The sequence below is a fragment of the Novosphingobium sp. PASSN1 genome, assembly GCF_002278815.1.
Window position 1 is genome coordinate 526,943 of the sequence record NZ_NKIS01000002.1, and the last position, 15,869, is coordinate 542,811.

20 protein-coding genes are annotated in these 15,869 nt (G+C 56.0%); 8 read left to right on the plus strand and 12 right to left on the minus strand.

Annotated features, from left to right (window positions below):
* Positions 1-13 precede the first annotated feature (13 nt).
* Together CFE35_RS05330 and CFE35_RS05335 are read right to left on the minus strand one after the other, a co-directional pair.
* Positions 14-472 carry a transcriptional repressor gene (locus CFE35_RS05330; protein WP_292928664.1) on the minus strand — a complete coding sequence of 153 codons (459 nt, stop codon included), beginning with the start codon at positions 470-472 and terminating at the stop codon, positions 14-16.
* 42 nt (positions 473-514) lie between these two features.
* Positions 515-880 (minus strand): MerC domain-containing protein, encoded by a 366-nt coding sequence (locus tag CFE35_RS05335; protein ID WP_292928666.1) that lies wholly within the window; start codon positions 878-880, stop codon positions 515-517.
* 126 nt (positions 881-1,006) lie between these two features.
* Between CFE35_RS05335 and CFE35_RS05340 the strand changes: the two genes are divergently transcribed.
* The 4 genes from CFE35_RS05340 to CFE35_RS05355 all read left to right on the plus strand — a co-directional run bounded on the left by CFE35_RS05340 (position 1,007) and on the right by CFE35_RS05355 (position 4,181).
* Positions 1,007-2,065 (plus strand): COX15/CtaA family protein, encoded by a 1,059-nt coding sequence (locus CFE35_RS05340; RefSeq protein ID WP_292928668.1) that lies wholly within the window; start codon positions 1,007-1,009, stop codon positions 2,063-2,065.
* Between the two features lie 143 nt (positions 2,066-2,208).
* Positions 2,209-2,688, plus strand: coding sequence for a 50S ribosomal protein L13 (gene rplM / locus CFE35_RS05345; RefSeq protein WP_183938967.1), 480 nt, complete (start codon positions 2,209-2,211; stop codon positions 2,686-2,688).
* Positions 2,688-3,179 carry a 30S ribosomal protein S9 gene (gene rpsI / locus CFE35_RS05350; protein ID WP_183938969.1) on the plus strand — a complete coding sequence of 164 codons (492 nt, stop codon included), beginning with the start codon at positions 2,688-2,690 and terminating at the stop codon, positions 3,177-3,179. Before rplM ends, rpsI begins: the two co-directional genes overlap by 1 nt.
* Before the next feature lie 111 nt (positions 3,180-3,290).
* Positions 3,291-4,181 (plus strand): alpha/beta hydrolase, encoded by an 891-nt coding sequence (locus CFE35_RS05355; RefSeq protein WP_292928673.1) that lies wholly within the window; start codon positions 3,291-3,293, stop codon positions 4,179-4,181.
* On the opposite strand, the gene CFE35_RS05360 is transcribed toward CFE35_RS05355, so the two are convergent.
* Positions 4,178-5,494: an oligosaccharide flippase family protein gene (locus tag CFE35_RS05360; protein ID WP_292928675.1), complete on the minus strand. Its 1,317-nt coding sequence runs from the start codon at positions 5,492-5,494 to the stop codon at positions 4,178-4,180. The two genes, CFE35_RS05355 and CFE35_RS05360, sit on opposite strands and share 4 nt — an antisense overlap.
* A gap of 140 nt (positions 5,495-5,634) precedes the next feature.
* Between CFE35_RS05360 and CFE35_RS05365 the strand changes: the two genes are divergently transcribed.
* On the plus strand, positions 5,635-6,861 hold the full coding sequence (locus CFE35_RS05365) for a hypothetical protein (RefSeq protein ID WP_292928677.1): 1,227 nt from the start codon (positions 5,635-5,637) through the stop codon (positions 6,859-6,861).
* Here CFE35_RS05365 and CFE35_RS05370 read toward each other — a convergent pair.
* Positions 6,850-7,545 carry an HAD-IB family hydrolase gene (locus CFE35_RS05370; RefSeq protein ID WP_292928679.1) on the minus strand — a complete coding sequence of 232 codons (696 nt, stop codon included), beginning with the start codon at positions 7,543-7,545 and terminating at the stop codon, positions 6,850-6,852. The two genes, CFE35_RS05365 and CFE35_RS05370, sit on opposite strands and share 12 nt — an antisense overlap.
* A gap of 135 nt (positions 7,546-7,680) precedes the next feature.
* Between CFE35_RS05370 and CFE35_RS05375 the strand changes: the two genes are divergently transcribed.
* A complete protein-coding gene (locus CFE35_RS05375; RefSeq protein ID WP_366557116.1) occupies positions 7,681-8,421 on the plus strand; it encodes an NTP transferase domain-containing protein in 741 nt (246 codons plus the stop codon).
* Here the strand turns inward: CFE35_RS05375 and rpoN are convergent, their stop codons facing one another.
* The 5 genes from rpoN to CFE35_RS05400 form a co-directional block, all read right to left on the minus strand.
* On the minus strand, positions 8,422-9,909 hold the full coding sequence (gene rpoN / locus CFE35_RS05380) for an RNA polymerase factor sigma-54 (RefSeq protein WP_292928683.1): 1,488 nt from the start codon (positions 9,907-9,909) through the stop codon (positions 8,422-8,424).
* 28 nt (positions 9,910-9,937) lie between these two features.
* Positions 9,938-10,708 (minus strand): LPS export ABC transporter ATP-binding protein, encoded by a 771-nt coding sequence (gene lptB, locus CFE35_RS05385; RefSeq protein ID WP_292928887.1) that lies wholly within the window; start codon positions 10,706-10,708, stop codon positions 9,938-9,940.
* A 129-nt stretch (positions 10,709-10,837) separates the two neighbouring features.
* Positions 10,838-11,362: an LptA/OstA family protein gene (locus CFE35_RS05390; protein WP_292928685.1), complete on the minus strand. Its 525-nt coding sequence runs from the start codon at positions 11,360-11,362 to the stop codon at positions 10,838-10,840.
* 7 nt (positions 11,363-11,369) lie between these two features.
* Positions 11,370-12,005: an LPS export ABC transporter periplasmic protein LptC gene (locus tag CFE35_RS05395; RefSeq protein ID WP_292928687.1), complete on the minus strand. Its 636-nt coding sequence runs from the start codon at positions 12,003-12,005 to the stop codon at positions 11,370-11,372.
* 25 nt (positions 12,006-12,030) lie between these two features.
* Positions 12,031-12,648 (minus strand): ribonuclease D, encoded by a 618-nt coding sequence (locus CFE35_RS05400; protein ID WP_292928689.1) that lies wholly within the window; start codon positions 12,646-12,648, stop codon positions 12,031-12,033.
* A gap of 215 nt (positions 12,649-12,863) precedes the next feature.
* On the opposite strand from CFE35_RS05400, the gene CFE35_RS05405 reads away from it, so the two are divergent.
* Entirely contained in the window at positions 12,864-13,661 is a 798-nt protein-coding gene (locus CFE35_RS05405) for a cold-shock protein (RefSeq protein WP_292928691.1), read from the plus strand.
* Between the two features lie 64 nt (positions 13,662-13,725).
* On the opposite strand, the gene CFE35_RS05410 is transcribed toward CFE35_RS05405, so the two are convergent.
* Positions 13,726-14,190, minus strand: a complete 465-nt coding sequence (locus CFE35_RS05410) for a DNA starvation/stationary phase protection protein (protein WP_292928693.1) — start codon at positions 14,188-14,190, stop codon at positions 13,726-13,728.
* An 86-nt stretch (positions 14,191-14,276) separates the two neighbouring features.
* Complete coding sequence (locus tag CFE35_RS05415) at positions 14,277-14,843, minus strand: TMEM165/GDT1 family protein (RefSeq protein WP_292928695.1); 567 nt, start codon at positions 14,841-14,843, stop codon at positions 14,277-14,279.
* Positions 14,844-15,195: 352 nt separating this feature from the next.
* Here CFE35_RS05415 and rpmG point away from each other — a divergent pair, with 352 nt between their 5' ends.
* The gene (rpmG, locus tag CFE35_RS05420; RefSeq protein WP_125229418.1) at positions 15,196-15,363 is read left to right on the plus strand and encodes a 50S ribosomal protein L33; all 168 of its coding nucleotides are present in this window, start codon (positions 15,196-15,198) and stop codon (positions 15,361-15,363) included.
* 88 nt (positions 15,364-15,451) lie between these two features.
* On the opposite strand, the gene CFE35_RS05425 is transcribed toward rpmG, so the two are convergent.
* Complete coding sequence (locus CFE35_RS05425; RefSeq protein WP_292928703.1) at positions 15,452-15,817, minus strand: response regulator; 366 nt, start codon at positions 15,815-15,817, stop codon at positions 15,452-15,454.
* Between the last annotated feature and the right edge of the window lie 52 nt (positions 15,818-15,869).

Genomic DNA, 15,869 nt, shown 5'->3' on the forward strand with positions numbered 1-15,869 from the left:
AATTGCGCCAGCACTACCCGCAATCGGCGCATTTTCCGCGGACTTCGATCACGGGGCGAACCTCGGCAAAACCGGCATGTTCGGCCGCTGCGCGAACGTTCATGGTCAGCGTATCGTCATCAATATGCGTGGCCGTGCCGCAGCTGTCGCAGATCAGGAAAATGCAGTCGTGCAGGCAGCCGGGATGTGAGTTTGCAAGATATGCGTTCGCGCTTTCGACGCGGCGGGCAAGGTTGGTGGTCACGAACAGATCGAGTATCCGGTACACGCTGTTGGGTGCAACGCGCTTGCCGCGCTTTTGCGAAACGAGATCTGCAATATCATAAGCCGATGCGGGTTTTTCAAATGTGGCGAGCACCGCGAAAATGTCCGCGCGCATATCGGTCCACTGCTCGCCCGCCTCGACCAACGCCGATTCGGCGGCATGGGCAAGCGACGCGCCTGCATGCTCGTGATGATGATGAACTGCCATATCGATGATGTAGGCTTTGACAGCCAGTCGGTCAATTGCCCGTCAGGCAGATGCGCGGTGGTTCAGGAAATGTCCTAGCGCGAGGCAGATGACGCCAAGGACGGTCCAGACGATCTCCGTCCATCCATGTGGCAATGTCAATGCGCCCGCCATCATGCCAATGCCGGCTGCGCCAACGATAGCTGGCGTAAACAGTCCATGATCCCAAAAGCCCTTACCAAGCGCCAGCACGCCGAAGAGAATGGCTAGAAACAGGCCGGTTTCATGAATAACCGAGTTGAGCAAAAAACCGCTCGCCGATGCCAGAAAGGCCAGCAAAAGCGTGGTGACAAGGCAATGCACAAGGCACAGGCCAGCAATGCTTAAGCCAAGCCCGTCCCATCGCCATTTTTTCCATGCCTGCGTCATTGTGGGCGTACTACACCGATTCGTTAGACGTTACAACATTACATCACATAAAATGCAGTCATTACGACCATTTTTGCAACCTCTGTTCGCTTGCAGCTTACCGAAATCAGGGGCATATCGCGGCTTATGGATAAAGCTCTTCATTCTGACACCGCAGCTGGGGCGCGCCCGTCACGCCCTCAGGCGCTGATTACATGGCTGATGGGTGTCGCGCTTCTCGTTTTTGCGATGGTGGTTGTGGGCGGTATCACGCGTCTGACCGAATCGGGCCTGTCGATCACCGAATGGAAACCCATCACGGGCACCTTGCCACCGTTGAACGAGGCCAGCTGGCTCTCCGAATTCGAAAGGTACAAACAGATCCCGGAATATACCGAGATTAACGGTCCGGCGGGCATGACGCTCGCGGAGTTCAAATTCATCTATTTCTGGGAATGGGTCCACCGCTTGCTTGGGCGGGTCATCGGATTGGCGTTTGCGCTGCCGCTGGCGTGGTTCTGGATCAAGCAGGCGATCCCAATCGGCTATAAGCTGCGTTTGCTTGCTTTGCTTGCGCTGGGTGGCCTGCAAGGGACCATTGGTTGGTGGATGGTGTCATCGGGCCTGTCCGCGCGCACCGATGTCAGCCATTACCGGCTCGCCGTTCATCTTTTGACGGCGCTCACGATTTTGGGTGGCCTCGTTTGGACCGCGCTTGATTTACACGCACTGACGAAAAATCCATCGGCAAAGCCCGCGCGCATCACTGGCTTTGCGGGCAGTATCTTGGCGATATTGTTTATTCAGCTGCTCTTCGGCGCTTGGGTGGCTGGATTAAATGCCGGATATGTCGCCAACACATGGCCATTGATGAACGACCGATTCTATCCGGATGGTGTGGATACCGCCAAGGGTGCATTTTATGCTTTGGTAAATGACCCCTATCTCACCCATTTCGTCCACCGCTGGTGGGCGTGGGTCGCGGTGATTGCGCTGGTCCTGATGGCACGGCGGGTCAAAAAAGCAGGCGTTCGTGGTGCGTCTGCTGCTATCCATAGCGCGTTCGGCATCCAGATCCTGCTGGGCATTGCGACCGTGATGACGGGCGTCAACATCGTGCTTGCCGTTTCGCATCAGGCGGTCGGCGCGCTTTTGGTTGCGGCGACGGTCTGGGGTGCGCATGTCTTGGGCCGCGACACAGCCTAAACCCCGACAGGTATTATTATACCCGTCGTAAAACCCTTGCTTTTGCTTGACTATTGGCCGGTTCGTCGCCATTGGCACCGCTTCGCGTGCAGGATCCTTTGCGATTCTGTGCAACACTAAAATTTCGAAAGGTGCGATTAGCGATGAAAACGCTATCCAGAGTTACGAAATCGATCCGTCCACAGGACGTCGAGAAATCGTGGATCCTCATTGACGCAGAAGGTTTGGTTGTTGGCCGTGTTGCCAGCCTTATCGCCAACATCCTGCGTGGTAAGACCAAGCCAAGCTACACCCCGCACGTTGATTGCGGCGACCATGTTGTCGTCATCAATGCTGACAAGGTGAAGTTCACCGGCAAGAAGCTGACCGACAAGGTTTACTATCGCCACACCGGTTACATCGGTGGGATCAAGGGCATCACTGCGGGTAAGGTACTTGACAGCAAGTTCCCTGAGCGCGTCCTTGAAAAGGCCGTTGAGCGCATGGTTCCACGCGGTCCTTTGGGTCGTGCCCAAATGCGCGCACTGCATCTGTATAATGGTACCGAGCATCCGCATGCCGGCCAACAGCCAACGACGCTCGACGTCGCTTCTATGAACCGCAAGAACAAGGTGGGTGCATAATGTCTGAAACTGCAAATTCGCTCGCTGATCTCGAAACCTTGGGCGCCGACGTTCAGGCACCAGCACAGATTGCTGCTGTCGTTCGCGAACAGGAAATTGATGCGCAAGGTCGCGCTTATGCAACTGGCCGTCGTAAGGACGCGGTTGCACGCGTTTGGTTGAAGCCAGGCACCGGCAAGATTGTCGTCAATGGCCGCGATCAGGAAATTTACTTCGCACGTCCTTCGCTGCGTCTCGTCATCAACCAGCCGTTCGGTGTCACCGAGCGTACGGGTCAATATGACGTTATCGCAACCGTCAAGGGCGGTGGTCTTTCGGGTCAGGCCGGCGCGGTCAAGCATGGCATCGCGCAGGCATTGTCGAAGTACGAGCCACTGCTGCGTAGCGCTGTGAAGTCGGAAGGCTTCCTGACCCGCGATAGCCGCGTTGTCGAACGTAAGAAATACGGCAAGGCCAAGGCGCGTAAGAGCTTCCAGTTCTCGAAACGTTAAGAATATTCAGAAACGCAAGGGTTCACCCTTGCGGACTGTTAGGGAAGGGCGGCTCCGTTGGGGTCGCCTTTTTTCGTTGTTCAACAGCGCTTTAACGGGCACGTAGCGCGCATGATCAAATATATCCTTATTGCTTTGCTCCTTGCGCTCGTTGGTTCCGGCTTATGGCTCTGGAATAAAAGTGATCCGCAAAAGCTCGATTTTGCGGACCGGTGGGCGCCGGGTGCGGCGGAGTTTGATGGAACGCCTGTGACGGCGATCGCTTATGGCACGGACGCGCGGCAGAAGCTGGATATCTATACGCCTGAAGGCGCCGCATCTGCGCCTTACCCCGTCCTTATCTTCTTTCACGGTGGTGCGTGGCACGATGGCGAGCGGGAAGGTTATGGCTTTTTGGGTCGTGCCTTTGCATCGCGCGGTTTTGTCACTGTCATTGCCGATTATCGCAAATCGCCAAAGGTCCGCTTTCCGGCATTCGTAGAGGACACAGCGGCGGCCATTGCGTGGGTGCATGCCAATGTTGGTAAGTATCAGGGCAACAAAGACGACATTTTCCTGATGGGACACAGCGCCGGCGCGCATATCGCGATGATGGCGGCGCTTGATCCGCGCTATTTGAAGGCGCAGGGCCTTGGGACGGACGTTATTAAAGGCGTGATCGGTTTGGCTGGCCCTTATGATTTCTTGCCGCTCACGACCGATTCATCGAAAATTGCCTTTGGCCAATGGCCCGACTTAACCGAGACCCAGCCGATCACCTATGCGCGCGCCGACGCGCCGCCATTGTTGTTGCTGACGGGGGACAAGGATACCGTGGTTAAACCACGCAACAGCAAGGTCCTGTCGGAACGGATCGCGGCGCTGGGTGGGAAACAGCAGCTGAAAATCTATCCCGACGTTGGCCATTCCGATATCATCATGGCGGTCGCACGTCCCTTTCGGAACAAGGCGCCTGTTATTAATGATGTTACGAACTTCATTAAGGCGCACGAAACGCGTTAAGCCGCGTCTGCGGGTTTTGGCGCAACGATCTTTTGCCGATAGGAAATGACCAGCAGCGCGGCGTTGACCACCGCTGCGCCTAACATCGCAAACGCTGCACCAACCTCGCCATAAGTTGGCATAAGCCAGATCATCATAAGCACCACGACAATAGCGCCGGCAAGGCTGCAAAGCATCACCCGGCCAGCCTTGCCCGCGGTGAGCAGCGCGGGCTCCAGCCCCAATGTGGCAAATTGGACGGCGGTGGCTGTGCCCAAGATCAATACCAACGGATAGGCGGCGACAAACTCTGCGCCAAATATCCATATCAACGCGGGTTTTCCGGCGAAGCCAACAATTGCCAATACGAGTACCGCCGCAACGCCGGACACCTTAATCATGCGACTGAGCAAGTTGCTGGCGTCTTTGGCGTCGCCGGTGTGCGCAACGCGGGCATATTCGGTAAATATCGCCATGGATATGGCGTCGCCGACGCGCGCAAACACCTGACCCAATTGATAGCCAAGCCGGAAAAATCCAGCCGCCGCTGCACCGACGGAGAAGCCGACGACAACCGCGACCATTTGCTGGCTGGTCAGCTTAAAGCTTGAACCCACATTGGACCATAAAGCGAATTTGGTAATGCCGGGGAAGCTTTCCTGAAAGCCGCGTAGCGTTGGCATCGTGCCGAGCCGAAGCGGCAATTTAAGCCGGCGCAAAACATTCCCCCACACCCATATCGTTGGCACCATTTCGGACAACAGCCACACCGCGAGGAACCCCCATGCCGTAGGCTGTGTCAGCACCAATATGCCAGTGCCAACAAGGCGGATGATCGGCACCAGCATGTCCGGAATGGCGGCGTCGCCAAAGCGGTCATTGATGCGCAGCAGTCCTGTCGGTGTCGAACGGGCGGACAGCACCAAAAGGGCGGTGAAGCCAACCACGGCGATTGCCTCTGAATCACTCCAGCCTTGGTTGTATGCAAGCGCCCATGCGCCGACCATCGCGACCAGGAACGCCAACAATGCCCCAAACATATCAAGGATCAGGCAAAACCATGTGAGTTCGGCCAGCTTTTGATCGGACTTGGTGTGCACCAACGTCGTGCCATAGCGGATCAGAATTTGCCATGTCTGGAATGATGTGAAGCTGGATATCGTCTGGGCAAAGCTGAAGATCAGCATGAACTTGCCAAATTCTGCCGCTCCCAAGCTTTGGGTCGAAACGGCAAGGTAAATGAGGCTGAGCACCGCAGAGGTGGTCTTTGGCAAGAACAGCCAAGCGCCTGATTGCAAAATGCGGCGCCCACTCCCCCGTTTTTGTTCAGCCATTACGCCAGACCCCCAATCAGTATGCGGGACTAGTGCACTTCCGCCGTTAATCAAAGCCATGTCATGACATGCAGGTAAAAAATTGAACGCGCCGCAAACTGGTCGCAAAAATCTATCAATGGCGATAGATGCCTTGTTGTATGAATAATCCAAGACAGAATAACGGCGCGGCGTCCGTCAAATCGGACATCATTTTCCTGTTCAACCATGACGCAGGCCACCAAGTGGCGCATTTGGCGGGGATTGCCGGTGCATTCGCGTTACGTGAAAAAGCCTTCCGGGCGATCGTCGCCTTTGGCAGTGAAGTGACGCGAAAAGAGGTCGAAAGGCTGCTCACGCCTGAACAGATTGCCGCCTTGCATTGGCGATCACTGGCGCTACCCGAACGGCTCAAGACGCTCACAAGCGGCCTGAACAGGCTTGTGCCCGTTCACCGGATATTGCGTTTATATTGGCATAATGCGTTCTTACGAAAATCCGTCGCAATCGTGTCGACGGAACGGACGTGCCTTACGCTGAAACGCCATTGGGCCAAATTTCGCCGTCGCACACATTGCCCTGCCTTTGTCTGTGTACCCCATGGGGCGGGGGACCGGAATGTATCTTTTCACCCTGCATTTCGGGAATTTGACCTGTTGATGGTCAGCGGACAAAAGGTTGTGGACCAAATGGTTGACGCTGGCGTTTCCACGCCCGAACGCTGCCGGATCATCGGTTACCCAAAGTTCGACATTTTGCGGGGGCGCACCCCCGAAACATTTTTCGACAACGGCAAGCCGACATTTTTATACAACCCGCATTTCGATCCGCATATGTCCAGCTGGTTCGATAACGGGGCGGACATATTGGAATTTTTTTACCAGAATGCGGACCGTTACAATCTGATCTTTGCGCCGCATGTGATGCTATTTTATAAAAAGGTGCATATTTCACCGGAATATCGCGTGACCCGAACGCGGCCAGACATTGATCCCAAATATTATGATGCCCCGAATATCCGGATCGATGTGGATAGCGCGCGGCTATTTGACATGAGCTACACCCTGTCCGCCGACGTCTATATTGGCGATGTTTCAAGCCAGGTGTACGAATTTCTGCATCGCCCGCGCGCATGTTTTTTCATCGATACGCACAGTGCGAACGTGCCCGGCGCTCCGCCCGAATATGATTTCTGGAACAACGGTCCGGTTGTCCGCATGGCCAAGCAGTTGATAGCATTGTTGCCCGATCATGCGCAGATTGCCGCCCAATATCGAAATGCGCAGGAGCAGCGGATGGCCTACACCGCCGACCAAAGCGATCCGCGCCCCGCGTCGGACCGCGGTGCGGAGGCTTTGGAGCGATATATTGAAAGCTTAGCTAGCTGAAGAGGTCTCGTTAGGGCTGCGGAAATCAAGCACGCCCCAATTGGCCTCGGCAGCCGCCTTCATAAAGCGTTTGGACGGGTTCACCGCATAGCCTTCATCCGCGAAGTCTAAAGTGTGCCAGTCGCTCAGATCGTCCGAATAAAAACGGATATGCGCGTCTTGGCGGTTAATGCCCTGTTGCGACAGCCATTCCTGCACGCGGCGCAACTTTTCTGCGGCGTAGCAATTCTCGCCGTCGATGCGGTGCATCAGCTGGCCGTCTGCTTGGCCGATATGACGCGTCGCAATAACCGCATCAAAACCAATTTTGGCGCCGATGTGGCCGGCATAAAAATGTGGTGCAGCGGTTGCCATCACCAGCAACGCCCCGCGCGCGCGATCTGCGTCTATGCGTGCAACGGCCCCCGGCTGAAGGCCTTCGCGCACAACCTGCTCCGCAAAACTGGCGACGATATTGGGTAAAGTATTCGGACAGATTTTGCGCCCGATAAACATCGCGATCCCAAATTGTTTCAGGGGTTTGCGCCCATATAGGCCAAGCTTATATCCCAGCATCGCCGCGACCCAGACCGGCAGTAACGCCAGCCGAATCGGCGCGGTCCGCCGAGCATAAAATAGCAGAAAATGCGTAAATGTCGGGCGACGGGTTATGGTCTTGTCGAGATCATATATTGCAATATTCATATTTGGTCGCCAAGCCCCACCCCAAGGTATGCCAAATGTGTTGGCGCGCCCCCCGATTTGGATGCGTTTAGGAGAAGCTGTTTGCAAGCGCAATGGACCTGCATCGTCCTTGCCGGGCAAAGGCCTGGTACGGATATGTTTGCACAGTATTTCGGGCTTAAGCTGAAAGCTTTGGTGCCCGTGTGCGGCGAACCGATGATTAGCCATGTCGTGCGGACGCTGCGTGCGTCGCCGCTTATCGGTGAAATCATTGTCCTATGTCAGGAACCCGATGCGCTGCGTCCAGCGGTAGATGCCGCAGGTGGCGCGACGTTGGTCGAAAGCCTGAGCAGTATATCGTTGAGCATCAAACGGCAGGTGGTTGCGTTAGGATTTTCGTCCCCGATATTGGTGACCACGGCGGACCACCCCTTGCTAACTATTGATATGATCGCCGAATTTCTGGGTAAAGCCGAGGGCGACGTTGCCATTGCGATGGTGGAACGAAAGACAATGTTGGCGCAATTTCCCGATGCCAAACGCACATGGTTGCGTTTTTCGGACGGCGCGTGGTCCGGCGCAAATCTCTTCGCATTAATGAGCCTCAAGTCCGCATTCGCACTCGACCTATGGGCAGAGGCTGAACAGGATCGCAAGAAAGCATGGCGCCTGTTCATGCACTTCGGGGTGCGGCTGGCCTTGCGCGCGCTGACCCGCACGATTGGATTGCGGCAGGCGTTGACCATTGCCGGCAAACGCCTTGGCCTGGTCGCTACGCTTGTGCCGATGTCTGACCCTGTCGCCGCAATCGACGTGGATAAGGTCGGCGACCATATATTGGCGGAGCACATTCTTATCGACCGCGAAACCGTGGCGGGTTCACATCTGGCGGCTTGATTAGCGGCCCATTTTCTTTTGCCGCCGTCTTTGCACGGACGAGCCGATACCCATAGCTTCGCGATATTTCGCAACGGTGCGGCGGGCAATGTCAAAGCCTTGTGCCGTCAACAAATCGACCAGCGTGTCATCGGACAGAATCTTTTCGCCCTCGGCATCAATCAAGGATTTGATGTGGCTTTTCACGGCTTGCGCCGAAGCGCCCTCACCGTCGGCGGATTGAACGCCCGATGAAAAGAAATATTTGAGATCAAACAGACCGCGTCCGCAATGCAGATATTTGTTGCTTGTGACCCGGCTAACGGTGGATTCATGCATGTCTATGGCATCGGCCACTTGACGCAGTGTGAGTGGCCGCAAATGGGCGACGCCCTTGCGAAAAAAGCCGTCCTGTTGCTTCGCAATCTCAGTGGCGACCTTGACGATGGTGCGCTGTCGTTGATCCATGGCTTTGATGAGCCAATTCGCGTCCGCCATGCAGTCGCTTAGCCACGCTTTTGTGGCTTTGTCTTGCCCAAGCTCGGCAACATAGCTGCGGTTGATGAGAATGCGGGGCAGGTTGGCACTGTTCAGTTCGATCATCCAACCCTCGCCGCGCGGCGTGATGAATATGTCGGGCGTGACGGCAAGCATAGCTTCGCTTTCGAACCGGCAGCCGGGTTTGGGATCATAGCCGCGCAGTTCTATCAACATATCGCGCAGGTCTTCGTCATCGACGCGGCACATGCGCTTAAGCTGGTCAAACGCACCCTTTGCCACCAAGTCGAGATTGTCGATAAGTTTGGCCATGCAGGGGTCATAACGATCCGCCTCGCGCGCCTGAATCGCAAGGCATTCGGACAGGTTTCGCGCGCCAACGCCGGTTGGATCGAACCGCTGCAGCTCCAAAAGCGCCGCCTCCATTTCCGCCATGGGAACGCCAAGCCGGTAGGCCGTCGCCATCAGGTCTTCGCCAACATAGCCCGTGGGTTCGATGTGTTCGATAATCTGTTGGACCAGAAACAGCTGGCGTCCGGACAGGCTGGACCCTGCCTGCGCCATCAAATGTTCACGCAGGCTGATATCGCGCGCGGCAAAGCTGTCGAAATCACGGCCGTCGGCGTCAAAGCCGCTGGGCGCTGCGCTGCCCGAAAGCCCAAGCATGCCATCGGCTCCGCCCACACTGTCGGATGGGGTGTCATGGTGGAACGTTTCCACGCTGAAATCGACATCAAGCGCGTCCGATGTGCCTTGGCCATCGCCACTGAGCAGGTCGTCACTGGCGCGCTCGCCACTGTCGTTCAATGCAGGCGCGAAATCCTCAGTCGGCACATCAGGGGAAGCGTCGCTGGTCCCTGTTTCCAAAACGGGATTACGTTCCACCTCTTCTGCGATGAACGCTTCAATTTCGAGCGACGACAATGCCAGCAGTTTAATCGCCTGCTGCAGTTGCGGTGTCATCACCAGCGACTGGCTTTGGCGAAGATCGAGACGGGGTGCTAATGCCATGACGTTATTGTTCCGTCATCGCCGCAAATCACATTGCAAAACTCTCGCCGAGATACAGGCGGCGCACATTGGAGTCAGCAACTAAGGCCTCGGGCGATCCTGCGAACAGAACCTGCCCGCCATAAATGATGCACGCGCGATCAACGATATCAAGCGTTTCGCGCACATTATGGTCGGTAATCAGCACGCCGATGCCGCGGGTTTTCAATTCTTTCACCAGATCGCGAATATCAGAAATGGATATCGGGTCGATGCCGGCGAAAGGTTCATCGAGCAACATGATCGACGGATTGGCCGCCAGCGCGCGGGCAATTTCGCAGCGCCGCCGCTCGCCACCGGACAGCGCCATGGCGGGTGCGCTGCGCAGCCGGGTGAGGCCAAATTCGCCAAGCAATTTTTCCAACCGCTCGTTGCGCGCGTCTGCATCTGGCTCTGACATTTCCAGAACAGCGCTGATATTTTGTTCGACGGTCATGCCGCGGAAAATCGATGTTTCTTGCGGCAAATAGCCCAAGCCCAAAATCGCGCGGCGATACATTGGCAGGTTGGTGATGTCCGCACCATCCAAGGTGATGCGTCCGCTATCGGGCTTTACCAGCCCCATGATTGAATAAAAGCAGGTGGTCTTACCCGCGCCATTTGGGCCAAGCAGACCCACCACTTCGCCCTTAGCAACCGAGAGCGACACATCGCTCAATACCGCGCGCTTGTCATAGCTTTTGGCGATGGAAACGACACCCAGTCCGGATTGTACGCCGTCTTGCGTCGTCGCATCCGCAGCGGGAGAAGTTGCAGTCATGCTGTCCATATCCAAATTTCGCCCGCGATTTTGCCGTTGATATCCAACAGACAGCTAATGAATGCTGACCCATTTTGCAATTGGCATGATTTATGCTGCCCCGTTTTCGAGGCTGTTCGGGGCTACCCCCTAATTTTTGCGCTGTGGAACGCTAAAGGTGCCGGTAACACGGCCACCCGAATTGGTCGTACTGGCTGGGCTACCAGCATTGATCGTTGAGCGGCCTGAATTGAGATCGATGACAAGCCTGCCGCCGTTTAGCCGGTTGCTGCCTTGCACCAGTTTCACATTGCCAATCAGTGTAATCAGGCTTGAGTCCAGATCATATATCGCCGAGCTGCTGGTTGCGCGCAGATCATCCTTGGTAATGGTCACGCCGCCCGTGGCATCCAGACGATTTACATCCACGCCGCCATTGTTGGAATAGGCGGCTGTCACGCGATTTGCCTTGAGCGTAAGCCCCGCCTGCGTTGCAGTTACGCCGCCGGCAAGAACGACGCGGTCTGCGCGATCCTGCAGCTCCATTGAACCCGCAGCGAAATCTACCGGTGCGTTGCTATCATGGTTGCGAATGCTTTGCGCCGAGGCCGAAGACAGCATCATAATGCCAGCAACTGCTGCGGCCAATCCAAAGGAGATAGAAGCTTTGCTCATGATGGCCTCACCTAATCGCATTCTGGTCGATACGCAAACGAACGCCGCCATCCAGTCGGACAATGCGCGTATCTAGGTCGGCGCGCAATCGTCCGGCATGGAAGGTTCCGACCTTTGTTCGGCCGCTCACCGGCCCAAAGCTTTGCATCGTACGGTCTTTCAAAGACAGCTCCACATTGCTGGCAACCATTTCATAGCCTGGCGATTCAACAGACAAGGGACCGGTGACGCGCATGGTTTCCTTGCCAAGGTCATAGCTGCCGCGCTGTGCGATGATGGAGGCTGGGCCGTCCTTCAACGATATCCGGCCCGACAGCGATGTCATTTCGAGAACAGGTTGTGCCGATGTCTTCTGGACAGCGCTACCCGCGCGTAAGGAAAAGGGCCGGCCTTTGCTGTCTTCACCGCGATACAGTGCCTCGACCACGCGCAACCGCTCGCGCGACAGATTAACTTCATCTTTGTCCAGGACAAAGCTGAGTTCCTGTTTGCCGGTAAACGGGCTGAATACCAATATAGCAATAAGCAAACCGATGATGCTCGGCAAGACGACACGCATCGCGCGGATAAGGCGGTCATGCCGTCCGCCGGGCAATGCCCAGCGTTGACGATAGGTGCGTTCAAGATCGGCCTGTGCGGACATGTTATGTCTCTAACCCGATTAAACCTTAACTGTGCCCGAATATATCGGTCTCTGGCCAGCCAGACAGATCAAGGTTCGCACGATGCGGCAGAAAGTCAAAACAGGCCTGTGCCAAGTCGGTGCGGCCTTCGCGTTCCAACCGCACGACAAATTCGGCATGCAGGCGGTGCAGATAGCGCACATCGCTGGCGGCATAATCTTTTTGCGCTTCGGACAATATGGGGCCGCCCCAGTCGCTTGACTGCTGCTGCTTGGAAATGTCTGTCGACAACATTTCCTTCACCAGTTCCTTCAGCCCGTGGCGGTCGGTGTAGGTCCGAACGAGGCGCGAGGCGATTTTGGTGCAAAATAACGGTGTCGCGACGACGTTCAAATAATGCGAAATCGCCGCCAAATCGAATCGGGCATAATGGAACAGCTTTAAACGAGCTGGATCGGCCAATACGGCACGCAAATTTGGTGCAGAAAAGTCACTGTTGCGGCCAAAACGCACAAGATGTTCATCGCCGCGTCCGTCTGAAATCTGCAGCAAGCACAGCCTGTCACGTGGGGTGATGAGCCCCATGGTTTCGGTGTCTACGGCGACGGGGCCATTGGCCAGTACGCCTGCGGGAAGGTCTTCTTCGTGTAAAAATACGCTCATGCTAGCCCCTTGCCCCACCGAACTGTCCAAGGCAAATGAAACTACAGTGGGTGCCCTGCGATTTTCGGCCGCAATATTTGCTATCGCGTAACCTTTTAATGCGATATACAAAATCCTTGCGCAATCACCAACGGCTGCGCTTGTGACGTGCAGTACAGTCGCCCTCGACTGCATAACATAGTGGTTCAGGGCGATGAGAAGGCAAGCAAGAAGTTATGGGTTTTGATCGCAAGCGTGCTGGCAAAGGCCGGGACAAAAGAGATGGTTTCGGTGATGAAAGCTATGACGGTTATCGCGCACCGTCCCCCTATCAAAGTGATTTTGGCGGCGCCCGCTCAGGTGGCGGTTACGGCGGCGGCAATAGCGGCGGCGGTGGTGGCGGTGGTGGCTTCGGCGCACCACGGCGTGGCCCAGGCGGCCCACCAATGCCAGCGCAAGTCATCGGTTCCGGCAAAGGAATTGTTAAATTTTTCAATGGTCAAAAGGGCTTTGGCTTCATTCAGGTCGATGGTCGTCCCGATGATGTGTTCGTGCACATCAGCGCGGTTGAGCAAGCTGGCCTGACGGGTCTCGCTGAAGGCCAGCCGCTCGAATTCTCGCTCGTTGAGCGTGGCGGCAAGGTTTCGGCAACGGACCTCGTCATCGATGGTGAGCCAATGGAAGTGACCGAGCGCGCACCGCGTCCGGACCGTCCAGCATTTGATCGTGACCGCGCGCCGCGCGGCGATGACCGTGGTGGCTTCCGCGGTGGTGACCGTGATTCGGCACCACGTGGCCCGCAGCGCGAATCGACTGGCGAACGAGCTAATGGAACCGTAAAATTCTTCAACGACATGAAGGGTTTTGGTTTTGTGCAGCGTGATGATGGCGGCGAAGATGTGTTTGTGCACATTTCTGCGCTTGAGCGTTCGGGCATGGGTCAAGTGACTCAGGGCGACCGTTTGGCGTTTGACATCGAAATCGATCGTCGCGGCAAATATTCGGCCACGAACTTGGGCCCGCTCTCCGAATAAGCGCGCTTTAGAAATTCAAAAAGGCGGGCGAAGCACAACGCTTCGCCCGCCTTTTTTGTATCTATTATGCCTTGCCGATTGTCGCGGCCAGGAACCATGCGCGCTGTTCGGCCTTGTCCGTCCAGTCGTCCAGCAGGCCATCAGTCGCATTGTCGCCGGCTTTATCCGCAAGGTCCTTTGCGTCTTTCAATGCCTTAATCAGCGTCTCATTGTCGGCGTGCAGTTCCTTCAGCATCTTGGGTGCATCCGTAGACGTCGAATCATGGTCATTGATCCGCTGCTTGGCGGCGATCGCGCCAATGGACGTCAGCGTGTCCTGACCCAGCTTGCGCACGCGTTCGGCGACAAGGTCGGTCGTTGCGATCAATTCAGTCGCCTGTTCATCAAACAGCAGATGATATTCGCGAAAATGCGGACCGGTCACATGCCAATGAAAATTCTTGGTCTTGAGGTAGAGCGCATAATAATCGGCCAGCAGGCCATTCAACGCATCGCCCAGCGCTTTTTTGCTATTGTCTCCATGTGCCATGGCAGTTCTCCATCATTCGGGGGGGGAGAACATAATATAGGAACGGAGCGCGCTATTTACAGCACCCGCGCTTGCGGTAGCGGCATTCATCCGATGCCATTGGCTTGCGTGGCCAGTACAAAGCCCCATCCCAGCAACAATGCGCCAGAGACCCACCTTATGGGTTTCAACGGGACAATCTGGGCCAGCCGCGCGCGCAGGATGACCGCGGGCACCGTTGCGGCCATGATACCAATGAACCCGCCGACCGCAGCCATGCCCCAATAAGGCGTGCGGGCGCTTTGCGCGGCGATGATGAACTGGCTCTTGTCACCAAATTCCAAGATAAACAGACCCAAGAAGGCGGTTAGGAATGCAGGGGTTTTCCATCCCGATAACGGGTCGACATTGCGCCGCCACAGCAACATGCCAGCGCCCGCAAAAATATAGGCCAGGCCAGCGAACATCTGAACGGACCGCTCGCTAATCCAGCTATCGATTACCGATCCGCCTGCTGCCGAAATGCCGCAATTAAGCAAAGTGGCACAGGCGAGCCCTGTAAGAATCCCGTTGTTGTTGCGATATCGCAGCGCGAGCACGGCAGCGAGGATCTGGGTCCGGTCGCCCATCTCGGCGAAGAAAACAGACAGGAATGTCGTAAAAGCAGCGTCCATATTTTCTGCCCTAGCACGTCGTTATCAAAATGCGATGCGTGCGTCAGCCGATTCGAGCAAAGACTGCGTGACTGGGTGACTGAGCTGTGCCGCGAATCGCGATGATTTCGGCAATCAAAGCGGGCCATGTTCAACGCGTTTCAGCGTCCGCAATATCGACGGTACGGCAAAACGAAGATGCTGAAACCAGTTTAGCATGACGATTCACGGGGCATTGGCCCGCTTTGACGCGTGATTTGGGGTTACGGGCTTGACTTTCACCCGCCAAACCAGCAAAAGCCCGCGTCTGTGAACAGCGCGGCCAAACCCTGCGCAGTTTTTTGCGACATTATTTGAACAAAAGGAATGGGCCATGGCGAAGCCAGCCACGATCAAGATCAAGCTGCTCAGCACCGCTGACACAGGTTTCTTCTACGTGACCAAGAAAAATCCACGCAACATCACTGAAAAGATGACGTTCCGTAAATATGACCCCGTCGTGCGCAAGCATGTCGAGTTCAAGGAAGCCAAAATCAAGTAAGCCAACGCGCTGCTTGAATAAGCTATCGATCAGGGCGCTTCGGGCGCCCTTTTTGATTCACGGATTACTCGCACGGGTTTGCGTTCCATTATCCAACAATCCCGCGCACCGCCTCCAGAAACTTCATCACCGACACAGGCTTCGACAGATAGCCTTTTGCGCCTGCGGCCATGATCCGGTCCTCGTCACCCTTGCCCGCATAAGCGGTCACGGCGAGCACGGGAATTGCCGACAGCGCGGCGTCCTTTTGCATCGCCTCAATCAGGTCGATGCCGCTGACATGCGGCAGTTGAATGTCCATGATGATGAGGTCCGGCGCAAATGTCCGCGCTTGTTCTAGCGCCAGCCTCCCGTCGCGCACGCCCTCGACAACAAAATGGTGCGCGCGCAGCAAGTCAGTGAATAGCTTGAGGTTCAGCTCATTATCCTCAACGATCATCACCTTTTTCGACATTATTGCTCTTTTCCCGTTGGCTTGTCCGGCTTACGACGGTTTCGGCGCCATC

Coding starts and splice junctions, on each gene's coding strand:
- CFE35_RS05355 (WP_292928673.1), top strand. CDS start 3,291: ATGATCAAATATATCCTTATTGCTTTGCTCCTTGCGCTCGTTGGTTCC.
- CFE35_RS05370 (WP_292928679.1), bottom strand. CDS start 7,545: ATGAATATTGCAATATATGATCTCGACAAGACCATAACCCGTCGCCCG.
- CFE35_RS05375 (WP_366557116.1), top strand. CDS start 7,681: ATGTTTGCACAGTATTTCGGGCTTAAGCTGAAAGCTTTGGTGCCCGTG.
- rplM (WP_183938967.1), top strand. CDS start 2,209: ATGAAAACGCTATCCAGAGTTACGAAATCGATCCGTCCACAGGACGTC.
- CFE35_RS05365 (WP_292928677.1), top strand. CDS start 5,635: ATGAATAATCCAAGACAGAATAACGGCGCGGCGTCCGTCAAATCGGAC.
- rpoN (WP_292928683.1), bottom strand. CDS start 9,909: ATGGCATTAGCACCCCGTCTCGATCTTCGCCAAAGCCAGTCGCTGGTG.
- CFE35_RS05415 (WP_292928695.1), bottom strand. CDS start 14,843: ATGGACGCTGCTTTTACGACATTCCTGTCTGTTTTCTTCGCCGAGATG.
- CFE35_RS05405 (WP_292928691.1), top strand. CDS start 12,864: ATGGGTTTTGATCGCAAGCGTGCTGGCAAAGGCCGGGACAAAAGAGAT.
- CFE35_RS05360 (WP_292928675.1), bottom strand. CDS start 5,494: ATGGCTGAACAAAAACGGGGGAGTGGGCGCCGCATTTTGCAATCAGGC.
- rpsI (WP_183938969.1), top strand. CDS start 2,688: ATGTCTGAAACTGCAAATTCGCTCGCTGATCTCGAAACCTTGGGCGCC.
- lptB (WP_292928887.1), bottom strand. CDS start 10,708: ATGACTGCAACTTCTCCCGCTGCGGATGCGACGACGCAAGACGGCGTA.
- CFE35_RS05400 (WP_292928689.1), bottom strand. CDS start 12,648: ATGAGCGTATTTTTACACGAAGAAGACCTTCCCGCAGGCGTACTGGCC.
- CFE35_RS05395 (WP_292928687.1), bottom strand. CDS start 12,005: ATGTCCGCACAGGCCGATCTTGAACGCACCTATCGTCAACGCTGGGCA.
- CFE35_RS05425 (WP_292928703.1), bottom strand. CDS start 15,817: ATGTCGAAAAAGGTGATGATCGTTGAGGATAATGAGCTGAACCTCAAG.
- CFE35_RS05335 (WP_292928666.1), bottom strand. CDS start 880: ATGACGCAGGCATGGAAAAAATGGCGATGGGACGGGCTTGGCTTAAGC.
- CFE35_RS05330 (WP_292928664.1), bottom strand. CDS start 472: ATGGCAGTTCATCATCATCACGAGCATGCAGGCGCGTCGCTTGCCCAT.
- CFE35_RS05410 (WP_292928693.1), bottom strand. CDS start 14,190: ATGGCACATGGAGACAATAGCAAAAAAGCGCTGGGCGATGCGTTGAAT.
- CFE35_RS05390 (WP_292928685.1), bottom strand. CDS start 11,362: ATGAGCAAAGCTTCTATCTCCTTTGGATTGGCCGCAGCAGTTGCTGGC.
- rpmG (WP_125229418.1), top strand. CDS start 15,196: ATGGCGAAGCCAGCCACGATCAAGATCAAGCTGCTCAGCACCGCTGAC.
- CFE35_RS05340 (WP_292928668.1), top strand. CDS start 1,007: ATGGATAAAGCTCTTCATTCTGACACCGCAGCTGGGGCGCGCCCGTCA.